Genomic DNA, 25,735 nt, shown 5'->3' with positions numbered 1-25,735 from the left:
AATGAAGCGCTCAGGAGCGATCAACGGAGCGTGACAGACGCCAGGGCAACGCTCGACGAACCTGGCGCAAGGCACCTGAGAGATCATCTGCCGTGCCCGCTTGTTGGGCATAGCGTTGTGCCTCGTAGATCCTGACGAACGCCAGGATGGCTGGCGCCTGCTCGGGCAGCATCATGGCTGCGCGTTCAGCGAAGTTTCGCGCACCCTCACCTTTGTGGCGCCTGGCACCATGGCGCGCCAGCAGGCGCTCGAAGCGGCGGAACAGTCGCTGTTGCACGTCGGTATCACGACGCCAGGGCTTGAACAGCACAAGCGCCAGCACCGCTATCAGAACACCCAACGTCGCCACCAGCCCCAAGCCGAGCGTCTGCCCATCAAGCTTGCCAAACCAGCGACGCAGCATCTCCGACTGCTGATCACCCTGGTAATTGAGCACCCAGCGTTGCCAGCCATAGTTAACGCTGTCCCAGCGCAGCCGCAACGCATTCAGCCAGCCAATATCCCGATAGCGCAGCAGCGACATCGGCTTATCGGCAAGAAAACTCTGCTCCCGAGCCAGCGCCTGCTCCAGCCCCTGCTCGACCCGCTCTGGTGCCACCTGGAACGTTGGATCGACACTGACCCAACCGCGATCGGCAACCCAGTATTCGACCCAGGCATGAGCATCGAACTGATGAACCGAAAGGTAGTTGCCTGCCGGATTGACTTCGCCGCCTTGATAACCCGCCACCACGCGGGCCGGAATGCCAGCTGCGCGCAGCACGAACGTCATGGCGCCAGCGTAGTGCGCACAGAAGCCGCTAAGCGTCTCGAACAGGAAATCGTCGACTATATCGCTCCCCACCGGTGGGGGCTCCAGGGTGTAGTAATAGGGCTGGCGGTTGAAGTGTTTCAACAGTGCATCCACCATGGCCTGCGGTTCCTGCGCGGTGCGCCTTAACTCAGTAGCCCATGCGCGGCTGCGCGGGTTGCCCTGCTCTGGCAGCTGCAGCGCACGACCTAGACTCTCAGGCGCGCTGGTTGCCTCACGGCGAGCGTCCAACCAGGACGTCACCTGATACATCAGTGGCTGGTTCACCGGCTGGCGGCGCTGCAGGTGGAAATCCGACATCATCTGCGCCTGTCCCGTAGCAACCTGCGGGACGTCCAGTGCAAACAGCCAGGGCTGCCCGCTGGGCTGCATCACGACGCTATAACTGAGTGGCTCACCGACCTTCTGCCACTCCGGCACCTGCGGCAGGTGGGACGCATAGGATTGCGACCAGCGCCGACCATCGAATCGTTCGAACGTCACCGCACGCCAATACAGCTGGCTCCGTGGAGGAATGTCGCCATCGAAGCTGGCGCGAAAGGCCAGCTCTGGCGAGCGGCTCAGACGCGCAATATCACCAGGCGCCATATGGTCCGCCAATCCGGTAACGCCTTGACCACCGGCTTGCGGCAACGACCAGAGCGGTGGCAAGCGGGGGAAGAACAGAAACAGCACCAGCATGAGAGGAACCGCCTGCAACAGCAGCGAAACGGCTAGGCGCACAGTCGGCCATGGCCGCGTCACCAGGCTGCTCTGCTGCAGTCCGATCATCGCGGCCAACAGCGCCGTGACAGGCAGCAGGCTATAGAGACCGGCGACCAGGCTGTCCTCGAACAAATAGCTGGTCACCACCGCAAAGAAGCCAAGAAAGATCAGCACCAGTGCATCGCGGCGGGTGCTCATCTCCACCAGCTTTAGAATGAACGCCGCAATCAACAGCACCACGCCAGCTTGGAGGCCAACCAGACTGCCGCGCGAGAAATACACACCGAAGCCGGCCCCGATCATCAGCAGCGCTTTGAGCCAGCTGCGCGGATAACGGGCCCGCATACGGAAGATCTGGATCCGCCAGCTGGCGCAACCCAACCACAGACCGATGATCCATAGCGGTAGGTGAGTGAGGTGCGGCAGGATCACCAGCACCTGCGCCACCAGCAGCCAGATCAGACTGTTGCGCGGAATCCCGGGCTTCGCGCTCACTTCGCGCCCTCCTCGTTCAAGCCATGCAGCGCCAGCGCACGCAGGCAGGCATCCCTATGAGCCTGGCCACTATCCGGGCCGACCAGCTCACCAGGCAGTTGCAGCGCAAACGGTTGCTGCTTGTCACTGAGGTCGACGACACAGTGGCAGAGCATCGAAAGTCGCTGTTCGGTATCGCCTTCGAGCGCATCGAAATCGAGCAGTGGATCATTGCCGAGCAGGCTGGCGAAATCCTTCACCAGCAGGCCCTGGCCACGGGAATATGCTTTCCAATGCAGACGGCGTCGCGGATCGCCCGGCTGCCAGGCCCGGAGCCCTTGATAATCATCAACACCGGCGCCCCGCGTCAGCGTGCCCTCATCCTCGCTTTCCGGCGCGCTACCGCCGGGCGGGCGTTCAGCGATCAATGGCTGTGGATAGACCAGGGCTGCCAACTCCAGATCAACCCAGCTCCAGGCCACCAGTAGCCCCAGCGGAAAGCGGCTCTCGACCCTTACGCGCCCGGGTCGCAACCAGCCACGGCGTTGGGTTGGCAGGCTCAATTCGAGTTCGACGGTGCCCCCTGCCGGCACATCGACCAGCCGCAAGCCACTGGCAGGCCAGCCCAGCGCCACGGCCTGATAGCCGCGTCCGGGGCTTTCCAAGCGTATCCGCAACAGCGCGTGCTCACCGACGAACGCGGCGGTGGAACCACCAGCCTGCAAAACCAGCCCGGCCAGATTGCGCCAGGTATGCAGGATGGTGACGAGATACAACGACCCGAGCAGAAAGGTCAGCCCGTAGGCCAGGCTGTTCTGGTAGTTGATCGCCGTGAGCAGCATCAACAGCAGCGCCACGAGAAACGCCAGCCCAACTGCCGTAGGCATGATGAAGATACGTCGTTGATTCAGACGAACGCTGGATGCCGGCGGTATGCGCCGCAACAGCCAGCGATCACGAAAGCGCGGCAGCACCCTCACCGCAGGCGCTCGCAACAACCAATGGGCGGGCGTATCACAGCGCTGGCACCTCGCGCAGCAACCACTGCACCAGCGCACCACCGCCATGGCCGGTAGCATCGGCACGCTCGCGCAGCCGGTGGCCAACCACAGTTGGCAGCACGGCCTGAACGTCTTCGGGGATCACGTAATCACGCCCGTCGAGAAACCCCCAGGCGCGCGCGGCCGCGAGCAGGGCCAAACTGCCACGCGGCGATAGGCCCCAGGCGAACTGCGGTTGCGTGCGCGTAGCTTCCACCAGCCGCAAGACGTAGTCCACCAGCGCATCGCTAACCCGCACTTGGCTTACGGCGCTCTGGATGGCACGTAATTCGTCGTGCTCGAGCAGCGGCTCAAGGCGAGTTAGCAGATCCCGGCGGGACTCACCCAAAAGCAGCGCTTTCTCTGCCGCCTTGGCTGGGTAGCCCAGCGAAACACGCATAAGGAAGCGATCCAGCTGCGATTCCGGCAGCGCAAAGGTGCCGCCCGAGCTCACCGGATTCTGCGTGGCGATAACGAAAAATGGCTCGGGCAGCGGGCGCGTCGCCCCTTCAATGGTGACCTGGCCCTCCTCCATAGCCTCAAGCAGGGCGCTTTGGCTTTTTGGTGTGGCGCGATTGATTTCGTCGGCCAGCACCAGCTCGGCGAAGATCGGTCCCGGATGAAAGACGAACTGGCTGCTGTCCTTGTCAAAGACCGACGTGCCAAGAATGTCGCCGGGAAGCAGATCGGAAGTGAACTGGATACGCTGAAACTCCAGACCCAGCACTTTGGCCAACGCATGGCTCAGTGTTGTTTTGCCCATTCCGGGCATGTCCTCGACCAGCAAGTGGCCGCGGGCCAACAGACAGGCCAAGGCCAGCCGGACCTGGGCTTCCTTGCCAAGCAGTACTTCATTGACTGCTCGCAGGCAGGCGTCCAATCGGGTGCGCATTAAACTCTCCTCTGTTCTTCCACCCGATGCTACTGGTCAGCCGCAGCCAGGCATAGCAAAGGAAATGCGCGGTGACGAGTTTGTGATCGGCGCCTTGATCTGCCGCGGACAGTCGCGTGCCAGCAACGAGCAAACCAGATTCAGCGAGGGTTAGGCGGGGCGATCGGAGACGGAGAGGACTGCCGTGACATGCGCAATTAAAGTCAGAGAGGCAAGAGCGGAGCGCGAGGACTACGAGAAGCACGAGGCGAGCTAAACAGAATGCTGCGCCATGATGAAAACACCGGCCCGTGAGCATGTGCACGGGCCGGATAATCAAGTCGCCTCAGCTCAACGCCCGGCACGCGACTCGCGCAGATAGAAACGCGCTTTCTGCGCCTTCTGCGTGCAACCGCGGAACGCCTCGAACTGCTGCTGAGTCTTGGCGCCGGTCAGCAAGGCCATGGCCTTGGAATAGCTCACTGTTCCGGCAAAGCCCTCGGCTTCCGCCAGGCTTTGCTCCTTCCACGCAGCATCCAGTTCCGCGGCGCAGCTGTCACGGTATGCAGTCTTGCCGGCACAACCGGCCAGCAGCAGAACAAGCAGAGGCAAAGATAGCCAGGTTTTCATCGCATCATCCCTCATGTGCCATTTATAGATTAAAGCGCTGTTTGCGCCCGACGGTGCTGCAGATACTCGACCACGGACGGCTGGTCGCCAGCGAATTCGATACGCGCCGCTTTGCTTTCGCGCTGATAGGCGTACATCGGATCGTAATATTCGCCTAGCAACGCTTCAATCCAGGCACGATGCAGGTCAACCAAACCACTACGGACCTGCTCGGCCAGGGCTTGATCCATCAACAAAGCGAGGCGCTGGTAGCGCTCGCCGCCGAGTCGCTTGCTGATATTGACCAGACTTTGCTGCAGACGCCCAGCGAATGCAGCGAAACCGCTCTCACCTTGCTCAGCGATAAATTCAGCGCACAGATCAATCACATAATCCTTGAGGATCCGCTCGACGCGACCCGACAGGCTGTCTTCCAACCAGATCAGCGGAAACTCCTGCATGCCATTGAACAGCGGTAATGGAATCGAGCAGCGACCTACAAGACGCGCCTCATCCTCGATCACGAACGTTTCCATGCCAGCGGCGCGCATTTTCAGCAAGCGGATAGCCAGCGCATTCTCGAAGTCGATCTGCGCCGGCTGCGGTGTAGCGCGCTTGCCGAAACTGGAACCGCGGTGGTTGGCCAACCCTTCAAGATCCAGGCTGTTATCCAGCTGAGCAAGTACCTCAGTCTTGCCGGTACCGGTCATGCCGCCCACGATGACGAAACCACACTGCTCGACCGCCTGATCGATGGTGTCCAGCAGGAAGTGGCGCATTGCCTTGTAGCCACCGACGACCCGCGGATAGTCGATGCCTACCTCGTCTTTCAACCATTGCTGGACGATTTTCGAACGCAGGCCACCGCGGAAACAGTACAGATAACCGTCCGGATGGGCCCGGGCGAAGTCGGCCCAGGCCTGCAAGCGCTCGGCCTTGACCTTGCCGGAAACCAGTTGCTGGCCGAGTTCGATTGCCGCCTTTTGGCCGTGCAGCTTGTAGCAGGTGCCAACCTTCTGCCGTTCGATGTCGTTCATCAGCGGCAGGTTGACCACGCCGGGAAACGCGCCCTTGTCGAATTCCACCGGTGCACGGGCATCCATCATCGGAATGTCGTTCAGAAACAACGCACGGAAATCTTCGGTATCGCTGCGCATCAACGCACCTCGACCGCATGGCCGCGCGCTTCGACCAGTTGGCCGATCGGCTCCAGAGCGAGGCCGAGCTCGGCGCACACAGCGAGAAAATCCGCTTCGCCTTCAGGCGCTACGGCCACCAGTAATCCACCACTGGTCTGCGGATCGCAGAGCAGCTGCTTGTGGCGCTCGTCGAGCGCTGCGATGCGCTCACCGTAGCTGTCGAAATTGCGCTGTGTGCCGCCCGGCACGCAGCCCTGATCCAGGTAGTACTCAATGCCCGGCAGTCGCGGCACGCGGGCGTAGTCGATCTCCGCAGTCAGGCCACTGCCGTCGGCCATCTCCACCAGATGGCCGAGCAGGCCGAAGCCCGTAACGTCAGTCATGGCGCGCACGCCCGCAAGCTTGCCGAAGCGGCTGCCGGGCGTGTTCAGGGTGCACATCCAGTCGCGCGCCAGACCAACGTCTTCGGCACGCAGCTTGGCTTTCTTCTCGGCCGTGGTGAGGATGCCGATACCCAATGGTTTGGTCAGGTACAGCCGGCAGCCAGCAGTGGCAGTGTCGTTGCGTTTCATCTGCTGCTTGTTCACCAAACCGGTGACGGCAAGGCCGAAGATCGGTTCGGGCGCATCGATCGAATGGCCACCAGCCAGCGGGATGCCTGCTGCGTCGCACACCGCGCGACCACCGGCGATGACTTCGCGGGCGACTTCCGGCGGCAGCACGTTAACAGGCCAACCAAGGATGGCGATGGCCATGAGCGGGTCGCCACCCATGGCATAGATGTCGCTGATGGCATTGGTGGCGGCAATGCGACCGAAATCGTAGGGATCGTCGACGATGGGCATGAAGAAGTCGGTGGTCGATACCACCCCGCGTTCCTCGTCGATACCGTACACCGCCGCATCGTCACGCGAAGCGTTGCCGACCCACAGACGCGGATCGAGGTTCTGTGCGCCACTGCCGGCAAGAATCACGTCCAGCACCTTGGGCGATATCTTGCAGCCGCAGCCGGCGCCGTGACTGTACTGGGTGAGGCGGATCGGTTCGCTCATCGGGCTCTCTCGTGACACGTGCACAAACGGGCGGCGATTGTAGCAAAGGCGCCCGTGCATTCCCCATTTGGGCATCGCTTGGCAGGACGCGATGAGGTTCATCGCAGTGGATGCCGATCAACCCTTGCAGGCTCAGCGGCCAGGCACGAAGCTAGGGGAGTGCCACAGGGAGAAATACATGAGTAAGAAGGTTGCACTGGTTTTAGGGTCCGGTGGCGCACGGGGTTACGCGCACATCGGTGTAATCGAAGAGCTGGAGGCACGTGGCTACGAAATCGCCTGCATCGCAGGTTGCTCCATGGGTGCGGTGGTCGGCGGCATCTACGCGGCGGGGAAGCTGGACGAATACCGTAGCTGGATCGAAAGCTTGGACTATCTGGATCTGCTGCGCTTGGTCGACCCAAGCTTCAGCCTGGGAGCCATTCGCGGGGAAAAGGTTTTCGGCCGCATACGCGACATGGTTGGCAAGATCTGTATCGAGGATCTACCAATCCCCTTCACTGCCGTAGCCACAGACCTGACCAACCAGCAGGAGATCTGGTTTCAGGAGGGTAGCCTGGAGCTGGCTATGCGTGCCTCCGCGGCCATACCGAGCCTGTTCACGCCGGTCATGCAGGGCAACCGCATGCTGGTCGACGGTGGCCTGCTCAACCCATTGCCAATCGTCCCGGTTGTATCATCACACTGCGACATGATCATCGCGGTCAACCTAAACGCCAACAATCACAAGCAATACCCGCTGCCGGAGATCGAACGCCCGGGGCGCTTCGACTCGCTCATGACATCGATCAGCTCGCACATCCCGTTCTGGCGCAAGGACGAAGCCGAACTGGCCGAGCAGATCGACGACATCCGTGCCGGCGAAATGCTACGCGGTGACCAGCCACCGGCCGCGCCGACCAGTCTCAGTGCGCCGAAATCGGCTGAAGGTGCGACGGTAATTGACGTCACCGGCCCGGCATCGCTGCTGGAGCTGATCAACCAGAGCTTCGATGTCATGCAGTCATCATTGGCGCAATACAAGATTGCCGGTTACCCGCCCAACGTACTGGTCAACATTCCCAAGCGGGCCTGTCGCTTCTACGAGTTCTACAAGGCACCCGAGCTGATCGCCCTAGGCCGCATCGTCGCCCACGATGCCCTGGTGCGCTACGAAGAAGAACAGTGAGCGACCGGAACGCTCACTGGCCAACTGACTCCCGCGGCTCGTTCGTAACCTGCGGCGCCCCATGCGGCGGCATCTCCGGAACCTCCTTGACCAACCAGTCGCCCAGCAGGCTGTAGGCCACGGCCAACAAGGTCGGACCAAGGAACAGCCCCATAAAACCGAAAGCGAGGATGCCGCCGAACACGCCGAGCAACACGACCACCAACGGCAGATTGCCCCCGCGGCTGATCAGGTATGGCTTAAGCACGTTATCCACGCCGCTGATGACGAACATGCCCCAGATGCCGAGAAAGATCGCCATACCGTAGTCGCCCTGCCACGCCAGCCAGGCGACCGCGGGGCCCCAGATAAGCGGTGGCACCATGATGAAACTGAAGGCGAAGGTCAGCAACCCAAGCACCAAGGCACCCGGTACTCCCGCAATGAGAAAGCCGATGTAAGCAAGAATGGCCTGTGCTGCTGCAGTGCCAATCACGCCGTTGACCACACGCTGTACAGTCCCAGCGACGAGCTCGAGATAGTGGTCCGAACGATCGCCAATCAACCTGTGCAACAGGCTATGCACGAACGCCGACAAACGCGGCCCATCGCGGTAGAAGAAGAACACCAACACCAGGCTCAACGCCAACTCGAGCATGCCGCCACCGATTCGCGCGCTGCGCACCAGCATCCAGTTGGCGACCTGACCGATATAAGGACGAATGTTGGCAATCAACGCTGTGCCCTGCTCGTCCACCGTATCCCAAAACGTCACCAGGGCATCGCCGACCAATGGCAACTCGACCAGCCATTCAGGTGCAGCCGGCAGGCCTTCGACCTGCAGGTCGTGCAGGAGCACGTTCGCGTCGCGGATGTGATCGGCGATATTGAAGCCCAGCCAAACCAGCGGCACCGCCACCAGCACCATCCAGCTGAACGTGAGCAGGCCGGCCGCAAGGGTCGCGTTGCCATTCAGCCAGCGCGTTAGCCAGCGCATCACGGGCCAGCTGGCGAAAGCCAGAACCGCCGCCCAGAACAACGCAGAAGCGAACGGGGCCAGTACCCAGAGACAGGCAGCGAGCAAGCCAAGGAGCAGGATCTGCACCAGCAGGCGATCGTTATTGAGCATGCGCAATTACTCTAAGGAGAAGAGCCCACGCACCTGTCGACAAGATGCGTGAGTGAAAGCGGCTATTGCAGCCGCAGCGCTTAGTTAACGCAATAGCCTGATGAGCAGACCCGGTTCCTGAGAATCATCCACTTCCAGCCGTCCACCGCGGATGCGCTCGGCGATCAGCGCTTCGCGCCAAGCTACGGCACCGCGACCAGCAAGGCTGACACGCGTGGTACTGTCCAGGCTCAGCACATTGGCCAGCAAGGCACCCCACTCCGCTGTCGGCTCATCCGCGAGCCGTGGCAGGCGCAGTTCGCCCGTATCGCGTAACTGGCGCAGCAATGTGGCTGCGGTCGGAAGCACCTCATCCAGTGGCTGTTCCGAACGCATATGTTCTACGTGCAAATAAGGTCGGCCGTTACCACGAGTAACGCCGTACAAGGCGATCAAATCACCTTCTGCCTCGGGGAGGCGTGCCAATAGATAAGCCTGCTGCGCCTCTGGGCCATAGAGCATGGCTTTCCCGAAAATGGCGTTGGCCCACAGGCTGCTGGAGCCGCACTCACGACCTTCACACCAGAACAGCAACTCGGCGCCCTGGCGAAGCAGTTCGATGCGAGCCTGGGTAAACGCCTCAATCCGTGTGTGCGAGGCAGGCAATTCGTAGGTGAGCGCCGTAAGATCACCGGACACGACCACCTGGGAAGCCATACGCAGGTTGCCGCTGATGCGGCGAATCGAGTCCTGGGGATACACGCGCTCCCGCACCTCGGACTGCCGATAGTCGATGATCTGCGCCTGCGCGTAACGAGGTAGTCGCTCAAGATCGGCGCTTCCGGGAACGTCAGCAGCCACCGCAGCAACGGATACCAAAACCGATGCTGCAATCCATGCACTTCGCATAAAACTCCTCAACGGATCACCTTCGACTGCCTTTCGAAGCTCAATCGACGCACTGGGTTGCACGAACCCGGTTTCTTCAGAATAGAAACAGACCCGCAGGGCGTTACGGCATTGTAGCGGTCAATCATCAGGCAGGCTCTGCTGGAACATTGCTCCCAGCCTCACCAGTTGGCAAAAGCAAGTCAAGCGAGGCTTTGCGAGAGAGTATTGCAAACACCTGGCAAGGCTCAGCCTTGGAAGAACGCGTTGAACACTGCGGCCACAGCGTCCGCACCCGCATCATCATCAAGATGGAGATGGTGCCCGCCAGGCAGACGCTGCACCGCGAACGGTAGGCTATCGGCAAATTCGAGCAGTTCTGGCTGGGCCAGTAGTCCCTGCTCGGCGAGCACCAGACTGGCCGGGCAGGTGATCTGCTCGACGAATGCCCGAGCGTGAGCACCTGTCAGCCGCATCGACGATGGCAACATCAGGCGCGCGTCGGTGCGCCAAGTGTAGCCGCCCGGCACCGGCATCAGGCCGCGCTGAGCAAGCCGCTCGGCAGCCTCACGACTGACCGCGCCAACTCCGTTCATACGCGCCTCCACGGCCTGATCGAAGGCGGCATAGACTGGCTTGCGTTTGTCGTCGACCGACAACATCGCCTTGAGCGCCGCACCCAACTTCTGCGGCGCAGTATCGGCCTCACCGGTGTAGGGAATCACCCCATCGATCAAAGCCAACCGCTTGACGCGCTCGGGCAGCGCGCCAGCGAGCAATACTGAAACAATCGCGCCCATGGAGTGCCCGAGCAATGAGAAGCGCTGCCAGCCGAACTGTTCGGCCACTTGCAGTACATCGTGAGCATAGTCCCAGATGTTGTAGCCGGCACCCGCCGGACGATGATCGGAATGACCATGCCCGGGCAAATCCAGCGCAACGATGCGCAGTCCGTGCAGCCGCGGCGCCAAGCGACTGAAGGTCGCGGCATTGTCCAGCCAGCCATGCAGAGCGATCACCGGCTGACCGTCTTCCGCTCCGTAAAGATGAGCCGCCACCTCGAGGTGCGGCAGGCTCAAACGGACTTCTTCAAACAGGATACTCATGCTGCCCCCTTGGAACGCTCATCCTGGACACTCCAGCGGCCAAGCAGTCCGTGCAGCATCTCTGCCGTCTCGAGGGGCCGCTCGAATGGAAACATGTGCCCACCTGGCAGCGTGTGCGCTTCACCGCGCGACATCAACCGCAGCAGATAGCCGTGATGGGGCAGCACCACGCGGCTGTCGCGCCCGCGCACCATGGCCAGGGGGATCTTCAGCGCCGGCGGCCAACCGGGAGTGAGATGCGGCACGCTGCGATAGATGCTGATTTCGGTTTGCGGATCGAAGCGTAGGCGCATCCCCTGCCCTACGGGCTCCAGACCATGTTCAATATACGCTTCAAGGCATTCTGGGTCGAAGCTGCTGAACAGCGCCTTGCCAGCGAAATAAGCGCGCGCTTCTTCGATGCTGGAAAATTGCTCGCGGCGCCCCAGCGTGCGGCCTGCCGGCGTCAGCCGGTCGATGAAACCAAGACGCTTGGCCGCCCAGATAACGGATTGATCGAACCAGGTGGGGATTGGCGAATCGAGCATAACGACCCCGAGATACAGCTCGGGCCGCAGCAGGGCCGCGCGATAATGCAGCATGCCGCCGAGTGAATGCCCTACCCCCCAAACCGGCTCGGGCAGCCCCTCCAACTGCTCGATGAGCTCATCGAGCAAATTGTTCCAGTTGTCATCCACCGGGAAACGCGGGTCGTGCCCATGACGATCCATATGGGTGACCTGATATTCCGGCGCCAGAGCGTCGAACAACTTGCGATAGGTTGCTGAAGGGAAGCCGTTGGCGTGGGCGAAGAAGATGCGTTGCGACATGGTGGCTTTGCCGGACAGACTGGAGTTCCATTGTCTGGCAGGCCTGGGCATGCGGCAATCGCCATAGCCCTGCCGAATGAAGGGCATTCAGGCCAATCAGCAGGCCGCAATGTCGACCTGCCTTTGCAGCTGCCTGTCTAGGCGCCTTTTTCCAACGGCACTATTGCCACGGTCAGACGAGAAATGCAGCTTGGCTTGCCATCCTCACCGCTCAAGCGGATATCCCAGACATGCGTCGAGCGCCCCAGATGCACCGGCCGGCAGACGCCCGTCACTCGTCCGCTACGCAGTCCGCGCAGGTGATTCGCGTTCACCTCCAGTCCTACGCAGTAGAATTTGCTGGTGTCGATGCAGTGATAGCTGGCAATGGAACCGAGGGTTTCAGCAAGTACCACCGAGGCCCCGCCATGCAGCAAGCCATAGGGCTGATGAGTGCGGGCATCGACCGGCATACTGGCGGTAATTGAGGCCCCATCGAAGGATTCGAAACGGATATCCAGCAATTCGCTGATGGTGTTCTTGCGGGTGTCGTGAAGGTCGTCCAGATCGGGCTGACGATGCCAAATACTCAAGGCGGATACTCCTTACAGATGCTGTTTTTATAGGTTGCACGCCCACCATGACAGAAACCGGAAAGGCTCGCCCAACCCTAACTAACGTGACGCAAGGAAACCAGCCGCATCAACCCTCCGGCAATCGCATCGCCCTCCAGCTCTGCGAGCGAAGCAGTTGCCATCGGCACGGGCTCTGCGTGATCGCCATTCACCAGCCAGCCGGCGAGGCTGCCAACGAATGGCTGATGGGTGACCAAAAGTAGATCATCCTCGTGGCGCAAATCCAGCTCACGCAACGCTTCGACCAGATCTGCCTCCGGTGTCAGCCAGTCCACGGTTTCAAATTTCCCACCGAAACCCAGTGCTTTACGCACCTCTTCGGCGGTTTGTTGGGCGCGATGAAACGGGCTTACCAGAATCGTCTGCAGGGGCTTGCCGCGAAGAAAGGTGGCGCTGCGCCGCACATCACGGCGACCACCTTCAGTCAGATTGCGCTCTGCATCGGTACGAGCGCGGGGCTCGGCCTCGCCATGCCGTAGCAACCATAGCCTCATGCCGTTGGGCCCTGTTGTGGGTCTTTCGGTTCGGTCGGCGCAGCTGGCCAGACCGGATTAACCAGCTCTACATCGGCCGGACGCGGTGCCGGCCAGTCCGACAGCGGCCAGGGCTTGCGCTCGGTATTGAAGGTGGCGAAACGACCGATCTGGGCGATGTATTGGCTCAGACTGTCGCCGAAGCCCTGCAAGCCGGAGTCCGCATGCCCCTTGGTCAACCGCATCACCAATTGCAGCACCACGACTACAAGCAAAGCGAGTTCTGCCAGCTGCCAGACGAAAAAGAAGATCAGCATCCATACGGCTCGCAAGATCAGCGATTCTCGGTCGGTTGCCTGGTTTGATTGGTTCATCGAAGTGCCCCCTGAGATCGACTCAGAATCCGTCGGTTGAAATGAAATCCACATCGGTCTTGGGCTCGCCACGCATCAGCACACCGATGATCTGATCGAGCGTACGCCCCTCGAACAGGATGGCATGCAGGCCCGCGACAAGCGGCATGTAGACCTGCAACTCCTCGGCCTTGCACTTGAGTACCTTGATGGTATTGACCCCCTCCGCGACTTCGCCCAGCCGCGATACCGCCTCTTCCAGGCTGAGCCCTTCGCCAAGCGCATAGCCCACCTGGAAATTGCGGCTCTTGGACGAGGTGCAGGTCACGATCAGATCACCAACTCCTGCCAGGCCGAGGAACGTCATAGGGTTGGCACCCAGCTTCACGGCAAAACGGGTCATTTCTGCGAGGGCACGGGTGATCAGCATGCTGCGAGTGTTCTCACCCATGCCGAGGGCTGCGGCCATGCCCGCCATGATGGCGTAGACGTTCTTCAGCGCCCCGCCCAACTCCACACCAAAACGATCAGCGCTCGCATAGACGCGGAAAGTGCGGCCGTGCAGTACCTGCTGCACGCTACGGCACAAGGCTTCGTCCTGGCTCGCCACGACCGTCGCGGTCAGCGCATGCTCAGCCACTTCACGCGCCAGATTCGGTCCAGATATCACGCCAATGCGCGCTTGTGGGGCGATCTCCTCGAGAATCTGACTCATCAGCATGAAGCCGTCAGCCTCGATGCCCTTGGTAGTACTGACCAGCATCTTGCCGCCGAGCTGGGCCGCAAACGGCTGCAGCGCCTGGCGCAGTGCACTGGACGGAAGCGCGACGAAAGCCAGCTCACAGGCCCCGAGTGCATAAGACAGATCGGTCGTCGGCTCCACTTGCGCAAGAATCTCGACGCCTTTGAGATAGCGCGGGTTCTGTCGCAGCGTCCGGATGCTCTCGGCTTGCTCCGCATCGCGCATCCAGAGCAGGACGTGGTGACCGTTCTCGGCCAGCAGATTGGCGATAGCTGTACCGAAACTGCCGCCGCCGAGTACGGCGATGGGTTGCTGTCGTGTCATGTGCGTTCCGTTATGAGCCATCCGAGATGGCAGTGCTCGGCATTATACGTTTCATGCTTACAGCAGTCAGCGCAACCGCCCTACCCCATGAAAATCATTCGGTTACAGTTACATCAAATGCCGAGACAGTCACTGGTCACCCCCCTGAAACGGGCATTTATTTAACCAATGCAACCGTCACTGCAACGATTGTCTATAGAGGACACGCTGTCGCAAGGTCCTCGTAATTGGTTAAGGAGTGTTAAAGTAGCCGCCCGATTCTGTCTTTGCGCCTTCAGCCGCAGATATGGGTTGAACGGCGCCGCTGTTGCCAGGCTGTGACTTTAGCCACAACACGGCAGTCTATGACTAGTCTTGATGATCAGGCCTCGAATTCTGGCCCGGTATGTAAGCAGCAAAGCCCTTCGCAGGGGCCCATTGAGGAATACGCATGACCAAACAACACGCCTTTACTCGGGAAGACCTGCTTCGTTGCAGCCGCGGCGAACTCTTCGGTCCCGGTAATGCGCAACTGCCCGCGCCGAACATGCTCATGGTCGATCGTATCGTTCACATCAGCGAAGTGGGCGGCAAGTATGGCAAAGGCGAGCTGGTTGCCGAACTGGATATCAACCCTGATCTCTGGTTCTTCGCTTGTCATTTCGAAGGCGATCCGGTCATGCCCGGCTGCCTGGGCCTTGATGCCATGTGGCAACTGGTCGGCTTTTACCTTGGCTGGCAGGGCAATCCCGGCCGTGGCCGCGCGCTAGGCTCCGGCGAAGTGAAGTTTTTCGGCCAGGTTTTGCCAACCGCCAAGAAAGTCACCTACAACATCCATATCAAGCGCACCATCAGTCGCTCACTGATCCTCGGCATCGCCGATGGCACCGTCAGTGTTGATGGCCGCGAGATCTACAGTGCCGAAGGCTTGCGCGTCGGCCTGTTCACCTCTACCGACAGCTTTTGAAGGACATCCGCATGCGTCGCGTCGTGATCACTGGCCTGGGTATCGTTTCCTGCCTGGGCAATGACAAAGAGACCGTCTCCGGCAACCTGCGCGCCGGGCGCCCCGGCATTCGCTTCAACCAGTCCTATGCGGACATGGGGCTGCGCAGCCAGGTCTCGGGCTCCGTCAACCTGAACCTCGAAGAGCTGATCGACCGCAAGGTCCTGCGCTTCATGGGTGACGCCGCCGCCTACGCCTACCTTGCGATGGAGCAGGCCGTGAAGGACGCCGGTTTCAGCCTGGATGACATTTCCAATCCGCGTATCGGCCTGGTGGCCGGCTCGGGTGGTGCATCGACCATCAATCAGATGGAAGCCATCGACATCCTGCGCGACAAGGGCGTCAAGCGCATCGGCCCATACCGCGTTCCGCGCACCATGAGCAGTACCGTCTCGGCCTGCCTCGCGACCCCGTTCCGCATCAAGGGCATCAACTACTCCATCGCCTCGGCTTGCGCCACCAGCGCACATTGCATCGGCCATGCCATGGAGCAGATCCAGATGGGCAAGCAGGACGTCGTCTTCGCCGGTGGCGGTGAAGAGGAACACTGGAGCCAGAGCTGCCTGTTCGACGCCATGGGCGCCCTGTCCAGCCAGTACAACGAAACTCCGGAAAAGGCCTCCCGCGCCTACGATGCCAAGCGTGACGGTTTCGTCATCGCCGGCGGTGGCGGCATGGTCGTGGTCGAAGAGCTGGAGCACGCCCTCAAGCGCGGCGCCAAGATCTACGCGGAAATCGTCGGTTATGGCGCTACATCCGATGGCTACGACATGGTCGCCCCGAGCGGCGAAGGCGCCCTGCGCTGCATGCAGCAGGCGATGTCCACCGTCGAAGGCTCGATCGACTACCTGAACACCCATGGCACGTCCACCCCGGTGGGCGATGTGGCCGAGATCAAGGCCGTGCGCAACATGTTCGGCGACAAGATCCCGACCATCAGCTCGACCAAGAGCCTGTCCGGCCACTCGCTGGGCGCCGCCGGCGTTCACGAAGCGATCTACTCGATGCTGATGATGGAAGGCAACTTCATCGCCGGCTCGGCCAACATCGACGAGCTGGACCCGGAAGTCGCCGACATGCCGATCCTTCGCGAAACCCGCGAGAACGCTCAGATCGACACGATCATGAGCAACAGCTTCGGCTTCGGCGGCACCAATGCCACGCTGGTACTGCGCCGCTACAAGGCCTGAGCCAGCAGCAAGCGACACATGAGAACGGCGCCCTAGGGCGCCGTTCTTGTTTCCGCGATCAGTTGATTCAGACGCGCCGCTCAGCACCCTCGTCGATATCGCCATGGGCGATACAGGAGGCCGCAGTGAACAGCACGTCAGTCGACGAGTTCAGCGCGGTTTCTGCCGAGTCCTGCACCACGCCGATGATGAAGCCGACCGCCACCACCTGCATCGCCAGGTCGTTGGAGATGCCAAACAGACTGCAGGCCAGCGGAATCAGCAGTAACGAGCCACCGGCCACACCCGAGGCACCGCAAGCGCAGACCGCCGCCAACAGGCTCAGCAGCACCGCCGTGGCGATATCCACCTGAATGCCGAGGGTATTGACCGCAGCCAGGGTCAGCACCGTGATGGTGATCGCCGCACCGCCCATGTTGATGGTCGCGCCCAGCGGGATGGAAACCGAGTAGGTGTCCTTGTGCAGCCCGAGACGCTGACACAGCTGCATGTTCACCGGAATGTTGGCGGCCGAACTGCGGGTGAAGAAGGCCGTTATGCCGCTCTCGCGCAAGCAGGTGAACACCAGCGGATAGGGATTGCGGCGAATCTGCCAGAACACGATCAGCGGGTTCATCACCAGCGCCATGAACAGCATGGCGCCCACCAGTACCAGCAGCAGCCGCGCATAGCCCAGCAGCACATCAAAACCTGAATCGGCAAGGGTGCCGGCCACCAATCCGAAAACGCCCAACGGAGCGAAGCGGATTACCACCTTAACGATCAAGGTGACACCGTCGGACAGGTCACTTATCAAGTGCCGAGTGCTTTCCCGTGCGTGTCGAAAGGCAAAGCCAAGTCCGATGGCCCACGCCAGGATGCCGATGAAGTTACCGTTCAGTAGTGCCCGGACCGGATTGTCAGCGATATTGAACAATAGCGTCTGCAATACCGCCCCCACGCCGGAAGGCGGAGTTACATCGGCAGCGCCACTGACCAGCGTAAGCGTGGTTGGAAACATGAAGCTCGCCAGCACCGCAACGGCCGCAGCACTCAGTGTGCCAAGCGCGTAAAGCAGGATGATGGGCCGGATGTGGGTTGGCTGTCCGCGCTTGTGATTGGCCAGCGAAGAGGTCACAAGGACGAATACCAGAATTGGCGCCACCGCCTTGAGTGCCTGCACGAACAGATCGCCCAGAAGCGCGACCGATTTGGCTGCGGCGGGTAGGAGCAGAGCCAACAATGCCCCGGCGACCAGGCCGACGACGATCTGGGCAACGAGGCTGGTGCGGCTGATGAAGCGGATGAATCGAGGCACATCGGACATAGGCGCATCTCGCAGCTTGGAAAGAACGGCCCTATACAGGCCGTTCCTGCCATGGAAAAACGCCGGATGGTACGCCGCTCGCTCGCCCATGCCCAGCGCCGCACTGTCACGGCAAGGCGAAAAGATGGCGGTTAGTCGCAGCGTTCCCCTGCAATAAGACGCCTTTGCGGCGCCTCTGCGATCAAAAAATCAGACCTGGAAGCGCGCTACGAGGCTGTTCAGGTCAATCGCGAGCCGAGCCAGTTCCTGGCTCGCCGCGCTGGTCTGGTTAGCGCCAGCCGACGATTGCAGCGACAGATCACGAATATTGACCAGGTTACGATCCACCTCACGCGCGACTTGCGCCTGCTCCTCCGACGCACTGGCGATTACCAGGTTGCGTTCGCTGATCTGGCTGATCGCCGTGGCAATTCCATCGAGCGCCTCTCCAGCAGCGCGCGCCAGTTCCAGCGTGCTCCTGGCGCGCTCGTTGCTCAGCTGCATGGCATGTACGGCCTTGTCGGTCCCCAGGTGTACATCACCAATCATCTGCTCAATCTCCTGGGTCGACTGCTGGGTTCGGTGCGCCAGTGCCCGCACCTCGTCGGCTACTACCGCAAAACCACGCCCTGCATCCCCTGCCCGCGCGGCCTCGATGGCGGCATTCAGTGCCAGCAGGTTAGTTTGCTCAGCAATCGAGCGGATCACGTCCAGCACCTTGCTGATATCGCGCACTTGGCCAGCCAGTCTCTCGACCTCCGAGGCAGTCTGGGTCACATCTCCTGCGAGCAGCCCGATCGAATCCACTGTCCTAATAACCTGCTGACGACCATGTTGGGCCGTCTCGTCAGATTCTCGTGAGGCCTCGGAAGTCGCGACCGCGTTGCGCGCAACCTCGTCTACGGCCGTGGTCATCTCATTGACTGCCGTAGCGGCCTGCTCGATCTCATGATTCTGCTGATGCAGACCCCGCGTCGAGTCTTCTGTGACGACATTGAGCTCTTCTGCCGCAGAAGCAAGCTGATTGGAAGAGTCGGAGATACCCTGGATAGTTTCACGGAGACTCTGCTGCATAGCTTGCAGCGCCGTGAGGAGGCGAGCAGGCTCGTCACTGCCTATCACGTGAATATTCCTAGTAAGGTCGCCACCAGCAATGACTTCCGCGACACCTACAGCTTCTGCCAGTGGCTGCACTATGCTGCGTGTAAGCAACATCGCCAAAACGATAGTGGCGACAAATGCCAGGACCATCGCAACGACGACACCCTGAAATGCTCCGGCGGCCACCTCCAGGGCGTGATCGCTAGCAGCATCTGCGGCTTTGCGGTTCAAGTCGATAAGGCTATGTATCGATTGCGAAGTGCTACTCGCATGCCCGTTCAACTCGCCTTTGGTAATTTCGATCGCGTCATTAACGCGCCCCTGCAGGGCAAGCTCGATGATTTGTTGCTGGTAGTTTTCATAGCGTGTCAGTGACTGATCAAAACTTGCCAGTAGCGCTTTACCTTCGGCACCGTCGATCAGACGATCCAGCTCCTGGCGCTCCCGTGCTAGCGCTTTTCGGAGACCGCCAAGCGTATCCGCCCCCTTACGGATCTCGGCTGGCTCACTGATCAGCAAGCGCAAGGTTGCCGCACGGATCGTTAAAAATTCTTGATTGACCTGACCAAGCAGCTGAATCGTTGGCAACAATTGCTGATCAACTTTCTCGGCATCGTCCTCCATCGCGGAAACCTGGATCAGAGCGTACGCGCCTAGTAAAAAGACCAGCATAGCCACTAACCCAAAACCCAAACCGGCTCTTAACGCGATTCTCATTTGCCTGAAGATAAATGACCTCACATGACTACGGGATATAACCGTATATCGGGTGAGGTCATTAAAGACTTGACAGACAACCTTAAATATATTTATCGCAAACGAAAATCTATCCGATTCAGGCTATTAGTGCCGACCACTCTAAACCTGAAACTTGCCGACCAACTCATTCAGCCCGATCGCCAGTCGCGCCAGCTCCTGGCTCGCCGCACTGGTCTGGTTAGCGCCAGCCGACGATTGCAGCGACAGATCACGAATATTGACCAGGTTACGATCCACCTCACGCGCGACTTGCGCCTGCTCCTCCGACGCGCTGGCGATTACCAGGTTGCGTTCGCTGATCTGGCTGATGGCCGATGTAATGCCGTCAAGCGCATCCCCAGCGGCGCGGGCCATTTCCAGCGTCGTACGGGCACGTTCATTGCTGATATGCATCGCACTCACGGCCTTGTCGGTGCCCTGGTGAACACTACCGATCATCTGCTCGATCTCGCCTGTAGAGTGCTGAGTACGATGCGCCAAGGCACGTACCTCATCCGCCACCACCGCAAATCCTCGCCGGCATCGCCTGCCCGCGCGGCTTCGATTGCCGCATTCAGCGCCAGTAAGTTGGTTTGTTCGGCAATGGAGCGAATTACTTCCAGTACCTTACTGATGTCCCGCACCTGGCCTGCCAGATGCTCCACCTCACTGGCGGTATTGGTCACGTCGCTAGCCAGCAAGTTGATGGACTCAACCGTCTGCATCACCTGCTTGCGCCCGCGCAGGGCGGTGTCGTTGGAATCCTGCGAAGCTTCCGAGGTTGCAACCGCGTTACGCGCCACTTCGTCCACTGCTGCGGTCATCTCGTTTACGGCAGCTGCAGCTTGCTCGATCTCGTTGCTTTGCTGATGTAGCCCACGCGTTGAGTCCTCGGTGACCGCATTAAGCTCTTCGGCTGCCGAGGCTAGCTGATTTGACGACTCAGCGATGCTCTGAATGGTCCCTCGCAAGCTGCCCTGCATGACTTTGAGTGAGGTCAACAGGCGAGCAGGCTCGTCCTTGCCTTCGATGGCGAAATCACCGGTCAGATCGCCGCCTGCGATGCGCTCGGCTACAGACACCGCCATCCCCAGCGGACCGACGACGCTTCGGGTGAACACCCAAGCAAGCGTTACCGTGGTAGCGGCTGCAAACACCAAGGTCGCCATCACCCACCCAAAGGCGGTGTCGTACTGGCTTGATGCACGATCGGCAGCCCGACCTGCCTCGTCGCTATTGATGCGCTGAAGCTCGTTCAAGGAACCAGTGACGTTGTCGGCGTGCTCATTGATCGCGCCGTTGATGATCGCAACCGCTTGATCACGCTCCCCCCTGCCTACATGCTCGGCGACTCTCTGCTGCAGCGGCAGATACTGGTCGAATGCCTGTTTGTAACGTTGATAGGTCGCTTTCTCTTCTGCGGTGGTCAACAGCTTCGCATATTGGGCGTCGCGTTCGGCCACAGCGGCGCGCAGCTGAGTCAGGCGCTCGGTGGTGCTTCGTACAATCTGTGGGTCTTCGGCCAGAGCCATGCGCAAGGTAAGCGCGCGGATACGCATCACGGACACATTTAGATCGCTGACTGCCATGATACTTGGCAGCCAGTTCTCGTCGACTTCCCTGCTCTCTTTGCGCATGTTAGCCATTTGGCTCAGGGCGAACAGGCCAAGGAAGAGTACGAGCAGGCCAATCAGGCCGAAGCCGACTGCGGAACGTTTACCGATGGTGATTGTACGAATAGCCATGGGACTACCTTCTCCATGAAAAAATGAAACGGCGCCACAAACCGTGACTTGTTCCGTTATCGGAAGGTCTGTCCTCTCACTTGAACGCTGGCGTCAAGTAATTGCCCTACTCGCAGCTTTCACCGACTAACGGCCCGAATGGCCATCACAGCGCGCGAAAGTGGCCATCATTTTTATCTCACCTCAAAAGTTTGCTCAGCCAACTTGCGGTCACCCTGAAAGACCATCAGACGCCACTCGCCCGCGACCACCTCATGAGGCTCAGTGAACTCGAACGCCATCACGTCGCTTTCCACGCCCGGCATCAGACTCTGCACGACTTCGAATTTGTCATGGCGCTGCCCATCAGGAGTCACCACCCCTGGCGTCAGGTACAAGAGAGTAAGGGGTGTGTCCACTTCCCGTTTCCCGGCCAGGCGATAGCGTAAGCCGAACTTACTACCAAGTCGCGCCGGCACCTCGGTGGTCTGCCGCATTGGCTGATCGCGCCGCGAGAGCACGCGCTCGCCAGGTTGAAAGTCCTCTTTCAGCGTTTCGAACACACCGTATTCCACCGCGCCGACGACTTCGACCTGGGCATGCACCAAGGGCGCACTCATTCCGAACACAAAGGCGACCAAGACAAAACGAGGTAACGACATGGAACCTGCTCCTTAAAGCTTGAGAAGCCGGCAGGTTATGACTCGACCATGACAAAACCGTGACGATCAGCGCACAACAGCCTGGCGCTTGGCTGGCAACAGTGCGAGGAAATTGTCCCGTGCCACGCCGCGCGCGACCGCCTCGGGAAGCGCATCGAGGAAGGGCTCGAACGCCTTCATCCCAACCGCGAGATTATTGAAGCGCCCCACGACATCGGAACCGATCACAAAGCGCGTCGGATGCCGCGCCACAAGCGCCACCCACTTGGAGTCAGGACGGCCCTGCTCGTCCAGTAGATAGGGCTTGAGCATCGTCCACGATAAGTCGATGTACAGATTGGGATAATCGTCTAGCAACCGGCTAACCGTCTCGTGCAGGAAGGTCAGCTTCTCCTGGTGCCGATGCAATTCCATGCTGGTACCGGCGTGAGCCCAGATGAAACGCGTATGCGGATGGTTGCGCAGCGGCTCTTCCAGCTCGACCAGATAAAGCGGATTGCGCTCACGTTTGGAGGTGATGTTCGAGTGCAGCATCACCGGCAGATCGAATTCAGCCGCCAGGTGATAGACCCTCGCCAGCGCTTCGTTGTTGGCTCGCGGCGTGTCACCTTCGGTCAGCGCTGTAACGTCGTCATGGCGCGTGAATATCTCGCCCAAGCCTTGCCAAAGACCAGGATGCAGCTCGAGCATGCGGCGGATATGCGCATCGGCATTCTTGTCATTGGGGTTGAATCCGGAAAGGAACGGATGGAACCGCTTGCGCTGCTCCTCATCCAGCTCTTCCAGCGCCGCAGCGACCAGCACGTCGGTAGCGCTATACCAATAGACCGGCGCATCGTCACCCGCGTAGTAACGCGGGCGCTTGGGCTCGTTCTCGTGCCATTTCTTCGCGACGGGGATGCCACTGATCATCACATGATCGATACCACCAGCGTCCATCGCATCGAGCAACTTCTGCATGCCGTCGGTTTCCTGGAAAAAATCCACGTAATGCAGATGCGCATCGCTATAGCGGTAATCGCGTCCTTCAGCTGCAGCAAACTGCGACAGCACCAAGAGCACGGATAGGGAAAGCAATTTCGGAATGTACAAAGCAGGTCCTCCTGACGGCCAGCGGAATAGACCCCTGCTACGGATGACCGTTCATCTTTAGTAAGCATGGGGTCAATGGAGCGCAGCTGACAGTCGGCAACGCTCAACATACTCCCCACTGTATTTTGATTAGAGTCAAAGCCTCTAGGTGGGCGCGCCTCTAGTATCGGCGCAACACGATCACGCCGAGTTACCAGCCACGCTTCGAAAGCGCTCTGCCCCAGCAAAGGAAGAACCACATGACAATGAAAACCATCAGCGCATGCGGAAAGATGAACGCAGGGATGACTATCGAAGTCGAGTGCGGCAATCATCGCCTGGTCATGGATCAACCAAAGAGCGCTGCAGGTCAGGACCTTGGCCCCACCCCGCTGGAGGCCATTCTGGCCGCCGTAGCCGGCTGCTTCGGAACTATCGGCCGCTTCATCGCCCACCAACAGAAGATCGAACTACGTGGCATGCGTTTCGAGATCGAAGCAGATTACGACCCGGCGGGCTTGCTCGGTCGCGATCCTGCTGTACGACCAGGCTTTCAGGAGTTGCGCATAAAGGTGGACATAGACGCCGATTTGGATCGAGCCGGCAAGCAGGCGATGCTGGCGCTGATCGAGCAGCGCTGTCCTGTGGCTGACAATCTCACCCATGGCACTCGGCTCGTCAGCGTGTTGCTTTGAGACACACCGAAACGCAAACGGCCCGTCACTGACGGGCCGTTTGCGTTTGCGCATTGCAGCTATGGATCAGGCCGATAGCTCAACCAAAAGCTTGTTTAGCCGCTGCACGTAAGCTGCCGGGTCCTTCAGGCTGTCGCCGGCGGCCAGTGCGGCCTGGTCAAACAGGATGTGCGAAAGATCCGTGAAGCGATCTTCATCCGGCTCAGCATCCAGCTTCTCGATCAACGGGTGCTGCGGGTTGATTTCGAAAATCGGCTTGGACTCCGGCACCTTCTGCCCGCTTGCCTCCAGTATCTGCCGCATCTGTAGGCCCAGGTCCTGCTCGCCGATTGCGAGGATGGCCGGCGAATCAGTCAGACGATGGGACACCCGAACCTCGGCGACCTCGTCACCCAGGGCACCCTTCAGGCGCTCCACCAGCCCTTCCTTGGCCTTGGCGACCTCCTCCTGAGCCTTCTTGTCCTCTTCGGAGTCCAGCTTGCCCAGATCCAGATCGCCACGAGCAACGTCGGCGAGCTGCTTGCCATCGAAATCAGTGAGGTAGCTCATCAGCCACTCATCGATGCGGTCGGTGAGCAGCAGTACCTCGATGCCCTTCTTGCGGAACACCTCCAGGTGCGGGCTGTTCTTGACCTGCGCGTAGCTTTCGCCCGTGAGGTAGTAAACCTTGTCCTGCCCTTCCTTCATGCGCGACAGGTAGTCGGCCAGCGATACCGACTGCTCACCGGACGCATCGCTGGTGGATGCGAAACGCAGCAAGCCAGCAATCTTCTCCTTGTTGGCGAAATCTTCCGCCGGACCTTCCTTGAGTACCTGACCAAACTGCGACCAGAACTTCTTGTAGTCCTCGGGCTTGTCCTTGGCCAGCTTCTCCAGCATATCCAGCACGCGCTTGGTCAACGCCGACTTCATCGAGTCGATGACCGGATCCTTCTGCAGGATTTCACGGGATACGTTGAGCGACAGGTCGTTGGAATCCACCACACCCTTGATAAAGCGCAGGTAAAGCGGCAGGAATTCGTCGGCCTGATCCATGATGAATACACGCTGCACGTAGAGCTTGAGCCCCTTCGGTGCCTCGCGGTGATACAGATCGAACGGCGCACGGCCTGGCACATAGAGCAGCGAGGTGTACTCGAGCTTGCCTTCGACCTTGTTGTGGCTCCAGGACAGCGGATTGTCGAAGTCGTGGGCGACGTGCTTGTAGAACTCCTGATACTCCTCGTCCTTCACCTCGGTACGCGGACGAGTCCACAAGGCGCTGGCGCGGTTGACCGTTTCCCACTCCTGCTCGGCCGGCTGATCCGCTTCCTCACCGTGGGCCTCTTTCGGCAGTTCGATCGGCAGCGCGATGTGGTCAGAGTATTTTTTGACGATATTGCGCAGGCGCCAACCATCGGCGAATTCTTCCTCATCGCTCTTCAAGTGCAGAACGATACGGGTGCCACGTTCAGCTTTTTCAATGGTAGCGACTTCGAATTCGCCTTCGCCCTTGGAGGACCAGTGAACGCCCTCATTGACCGGCGTACCGGCGCGGCGGCTGTAGACATCGACTTTGTCCGCGACGATGAAAGCTGAATAGAAGCCCACACCAAACTGACCGATCAGGTGCGAATCCTTCTTCTGATCACCAGAGAGATTCTTCAGGAAATCTGCGGTGCCGGACTTGGCGATGGTTCCGAGATGCGCGATCACGTCGTCGCGGTTCATGCCGATGCCGTTGTCTTCGAGCGTAACGGTCTTGGCGTCCTTGTCGAAGCTGAGGCGAATCTTCAGGTCCGCACCACCTTCAAGCAGCTGCGGATTGGCCAGCGCTTCGAAACGCAGTTTGTCGGCTGCATCGGAGGCATTGGAAATCAGCTCCCGCAGGAAGATTTCCTTGTTGGAATACAGCGAATGAATCATCAGGTGAAGCAGCTGCTTCACTTCGGTCTGGAAGCCCAGGGTTTCTTTTTGAGTCTCCACACTCATCGTCTACTAACTCCACATCAGCGTAATGGCACGGACCGCGACTGCGGC

The 25,735-nt window shown here is 60.1% G+C and carries 23 protein-coding genes and 1 pseudogene; 4 read left to right on the top strand and 20 right to left on the bottom strand.

What is annotated here, in order from left to right; all coding sequences use genetic code 11:
- Window positions 1-10 precede the first annotated feature (10 nt).
- The 6 genes from AAEZ08_RS00440 to selD form a co-directional block, all read right to left on the bottom strand.
- Complete coding sequence (locus AAEZ08_RS00440; protein ID WP_500123511.1) at window positions 11-2,011, bottom strand: transglutaminase TgpA family protein; 2,001 nt, start codon at window positions 2,009-2,011, stop codon at window positions 11-13.
- Window positions 2,008-2,970 carry a DUF58 domain-containing protein gene (locus AAEZ08_RS00435; RefSeq protein ID WP_427701830.1) on the bottom strand — a complete coding sequence of 321 codons (963 nt, stop codon included), beginning with the start codon at window positions 2,968-2,970 and terminating at the stop codon, window positions 2,008-2,010. The genes AAEZ08_RS00440 and AAEZ08_RS00435 overlap by 4 nt, the downstream gene beginning before the upstream one ends.
- A gap of 34 nt (window positions 2,971-3,004) precedes the next feature.
- The gene (locus AAEZ08_RS00430; protein ID WP_500123510.1) at window positions 3,005-3,922 is read right to left on the bottom strand and encodes an AAA family ATPase; all 918 of its coding nucleotides are present in this window, start codon (window positions 3,920-3,922) and stop codon (window positions 3,005-3,007) included.
- A gap of 330 nt (window positions 3,923-4,252) precedes the next feature.
- Window positions 4,253-4,531, bottom strand: coding sequence for a hypothetical protein (locus AAEZ08_RS00425; protein ID WP_003285403.1), 279 nt, complete (start codon window positions 4,529-4,531; stop codon window positions 4,253-4,255).
- 29 nt (window positions 4,532-4,560) lie between these two features.
- Window positions 4,561-5,667, bottom strand: coding sequence for a tRNA 2-selenouridine(34) synthase MnmH (gene mnmH / locus AAEZ08_RS00420; protein WP_003285404.1), 1,107 nt, complete (start codon window positions 5,665-5,667; stop codon window positions 4,561-4,563).
- Window positions 5,667-6,701: a selenide, water dikinase SelD gene (gene selD / locus AAEZ08_RS00415; protein WP_003285405.1), complete on the bottom strand. Its 1,035-nt coding sequence runs from the start codon at window positions 6,699-6,701 to the stop codon at window positions 5,667-5,669. Before selD ends, mnmH begins: the two co-directional genes overlap by 1 nt.
- A gap of 178 nt (window positions 6,702-6,879) precedes the next feature.
- Between selD and AAEZ08_RS00410 the strand changes: the two genes are divergently transcribed.
- Window positions 6,880-7,869 (top strand): patatin-like phospholipase family protein, encoded by a 990-nt coding sequence (locus AAEZ08_RS00410; RefSeq protein WP_003285406.1) that lies wholly within the window; start codon window positions 6,880-6,882, stop codon window positions 7,867-7,869.
- A 13-nt stretch (window positions 7,870-7,882) separates the two neighbouring features.
- Here AAEZ08_RS00410 and AAEZ08_RS00405 read toward each other — a convergent pair whose 3' ends face one another.
- From AAEZ08_RS00405 to AAEZ08_RS00370, 8 genes are all read right to left on the bottom strand, one after another.
- Window positions 7,883-8,977: an AI-2E family transporter gene (locus AAEZ08_RS00405; protein WP_102819764.1), complete on the bottom strand. Its 1,095-nt coding sequence runs from the start codon at window positions 8,975-8,977 to the stop codon at window positions 7,883-7,885.
- An 84-nt stretch (window positions 8,978-9,061) separates the two neighbouring features.
- Complete coding sequence (locus AAEZ08_RS00400; RefSeq protein WP_003285408.1) at window positions 9,062-9,865, bottom strand: DUF4892 domain-containing protein; 804 nt, start codon at window positions 9,863-9,865, stop codon at window positions 9,062-9,064.
- Between the two features lie 227 nt (window positions 9,866-10,092).
- Window positions 10,093-10,950 carry an alpha/beta fold hydrolase gene (locus tag AAEZ08_RS00395; RefSeq protein ID WP_003285409.1) on the bottom strand — a complete coding sequence of 286 codons (858 nt, stop codon included), beginning with the start codon at window positions 10,948-10,950 and terminating at the stop codon, window positions 10,093-10,095.
- The gene (locus tag AAEZ08_RS00390) at window positions 10,947-11,759 is read right to left on the bottom strand and encodes an alpha/beta fold hydrolase (protein WP_500123684.1); all 813 of its coding nucleotides are present in this window, start codon (window positions 11,757-11,759) and stop codon (window positions 10,947-10,949) included. Before AAEZ08_RS00390 ends, AAEZ08_RS00395 begins: the two co-directional genes overlap by 4 nt.
- Before the next feature lie 137 nt (window positions 11,760-11,896).
- Window positions 11,897-12,331 carry a hotdog fold thioesterase gene (locus AAEZ08_RS00385; protein ID WP_003285413.1) on the bottom strand — a complete coding sequence of 145 codons (435 nt, stop codon included), beginning with the start codon at window positions 12,329-12,331 and terminating at the stop codon, window positions 11,897-11,899.
- A gap of 77 nt (window positions 12,332-12,408) precedes the next feature.
- Window positions 12,409-12,867 (bottom strand): phosphohistidine phosphatase SixA, encoded by a 459-nt coding sequence (gene sixA, locus AAEZ08_RS00380; protein ID WP_058065971.1) that lies wholly within the window; start codon window positions 12,865-12,867, stop codon window positions 12,409-12,411.
- Entirely contained in the window at window positions 12,864-13,220 is a 357-nt protein-coding gene (locus AAEZ08_RS00375; protein WP_181066518.1) for a DUF4389 domain-containing protein, read from the bottom strand. Before AAEZ08_RS00375 ends, sixA begins: the two co-directional genes overlap by 4 nt.
- Window positions 13,221-13,242: 22 nt before the next feature.
- Window positions 13,243-14,265, bottom strand: coding sequence for an NAD(P)H-dependent glycerol-3-phosphate dehydrogenase (locus AAEZ08_RS00370; RefSeq protein ID WP_058065969.1), 1,023 nt, complete (start codon window positions 14,263-14,265; stop codon window positions 13,243-13,245).
- A gap of 430 nt (window positions 14,266-14,695) precedes the next feature.
- On the opposite strand from AAEZ08_RS00370, the gene fabA reads away from it, so the two are divergent.
- Window positions 14,696-15,211, top strand: a complete 516-nt coding sequence (gene fabA / locus AAEZ08_RS00365; RefSeq protein ID WP_038660800.1) for a 3-hydroxyacyl-[acyl-carrier-protein] dehydratase FabA — start codon at window positions 14,696-14,698, stop codon at window positions 15,209-15,211.
- Between the two features lie 11 nt (window positions 15,212-15,222).
- Window positions 15,223-16,440, top strand: a complete 1,218-nt coding sequence (gene fabB / locus AAEZ08_RS00360) for a beta-ketoacyl-ACP synthase I (protein WP_500123509.1) — start codon at window positions 15,223-15,225, stop codon at window positions 16,438-16,440.
- A gap of 67 nt (window positions 16,441-16,507) precedes the next feature.
- Here the strand turns inward: fabB and sstT are convergent, their stop codons facing one another.
- The 5 genes and pseudogenes from sstT to AAEZ08_RS00335 form a co-directional block, all read right to left on the bottom strand.
- Window positions 16,508-17,746: a serine/threonine transporter SstT gene (sstT, locus tag AAEZ08_RS00355; protein ID WP_500123508.1), complete on the bottom strand. Its 1,239-nt coding sequence runs from the start codon at window positions 17,744-17,746 to the stop codon at window positions 16,508-16,510.
- 189 nt (window positions 17,747-17,935) lie between these two features.
- Window positions 17,936-19,543, bottom strand: a complete 1,608-nt coding sequence (locus AAEZ08_RS00350) for a methyl-accepting chemotaxis protein (protein WP_500123507.1) — start codon at window positions 19,541-19,543, stop codon at window positions 17,936-17,938.
- Between the two features lie 141 nt (window positions 19,544-19,684).
- A pseudogene (locus AAEZ08_RS00345) lies at window positions 19,685-21,309 on the bottom strand (methyl-accepting chemotaxis protein).
- A gap of 173 nt (window positions 21,310-21,482) precedes the next feature.
- On the bottom strand, window positions 21,483-21,950 hold the full coding sequence (locus AAEZ08_RS00340) for a DUF3859 domain-containing protein (protein ID WP_003285423.1): 468 nt from the start codon (window positions 21,948-21,950) through the stop codon (window positions 21,483-21,485).
- Window positions 21,951-22,016: 66 nt separating this feature from the next.
- Window positions 22,017-23,042: an amidohydrolase family protein gene (locus tag AAEZ08_RS00335; RefSeq protein WP_003285424.1), complete on the bottom strand. Its 1,026-nt coding sequence runs from the start codon at window positions 23,040-23,042 to the stop codon at window positions 22,017-22,019.
- A gap of 239 nt (window positions 23,043-23,281) precedes the next feature.
- Here AAEZ08_RS00335 and AAEZ08_RS00330 point away from each other — a divergent pair, with 239 nt between their 5' ends.
- On the top strand, window positions 23,282-23,716 hold the full coding sequence (locus AAEZ08_RS00330) for an OsmC family protein (RefSeq protein WP_500123506.1): 435 nt from the start codon (window positions 23,282-23,284) through the stop codon (window positions 23,714-23,716).
- Window positions 23,717-23,782: 66 nt separating this feature from the next.
- Here the strand turns inward: AAEZ08_RS00330 and htpG are convergent, their stop codons facing one another.
- Complete coding sequence (gene htpG / locus AAEZ08_RS00325) at window positions 23,783-25,687, bottom strand: molecular chaperone HtpG (protein ID WP_500123505.1); 1,905 nt, start codon at window positions 25,685-25,687, stop codon at window positions 23,783-23,785.
- Window positions 25,688-25,735 lie beyond the last annotated feature (48 nt).

The organism is Pseudomonas sp. E45-MNA-CIBAN-0222 (assembly GCF_040310405.1).
Lineage (GTDB): Bacteria > Pseudomonadota > Gammaproteobacteria > Pseudomonadales > Pseudomonadaceae > Stutzerimonas > Stutzerimonas stutzeri_AC.
Note: the sequence above shows the minus strand (reverse complement) of the source record. Positions and strands in the feature narration are given on the sequence as shown.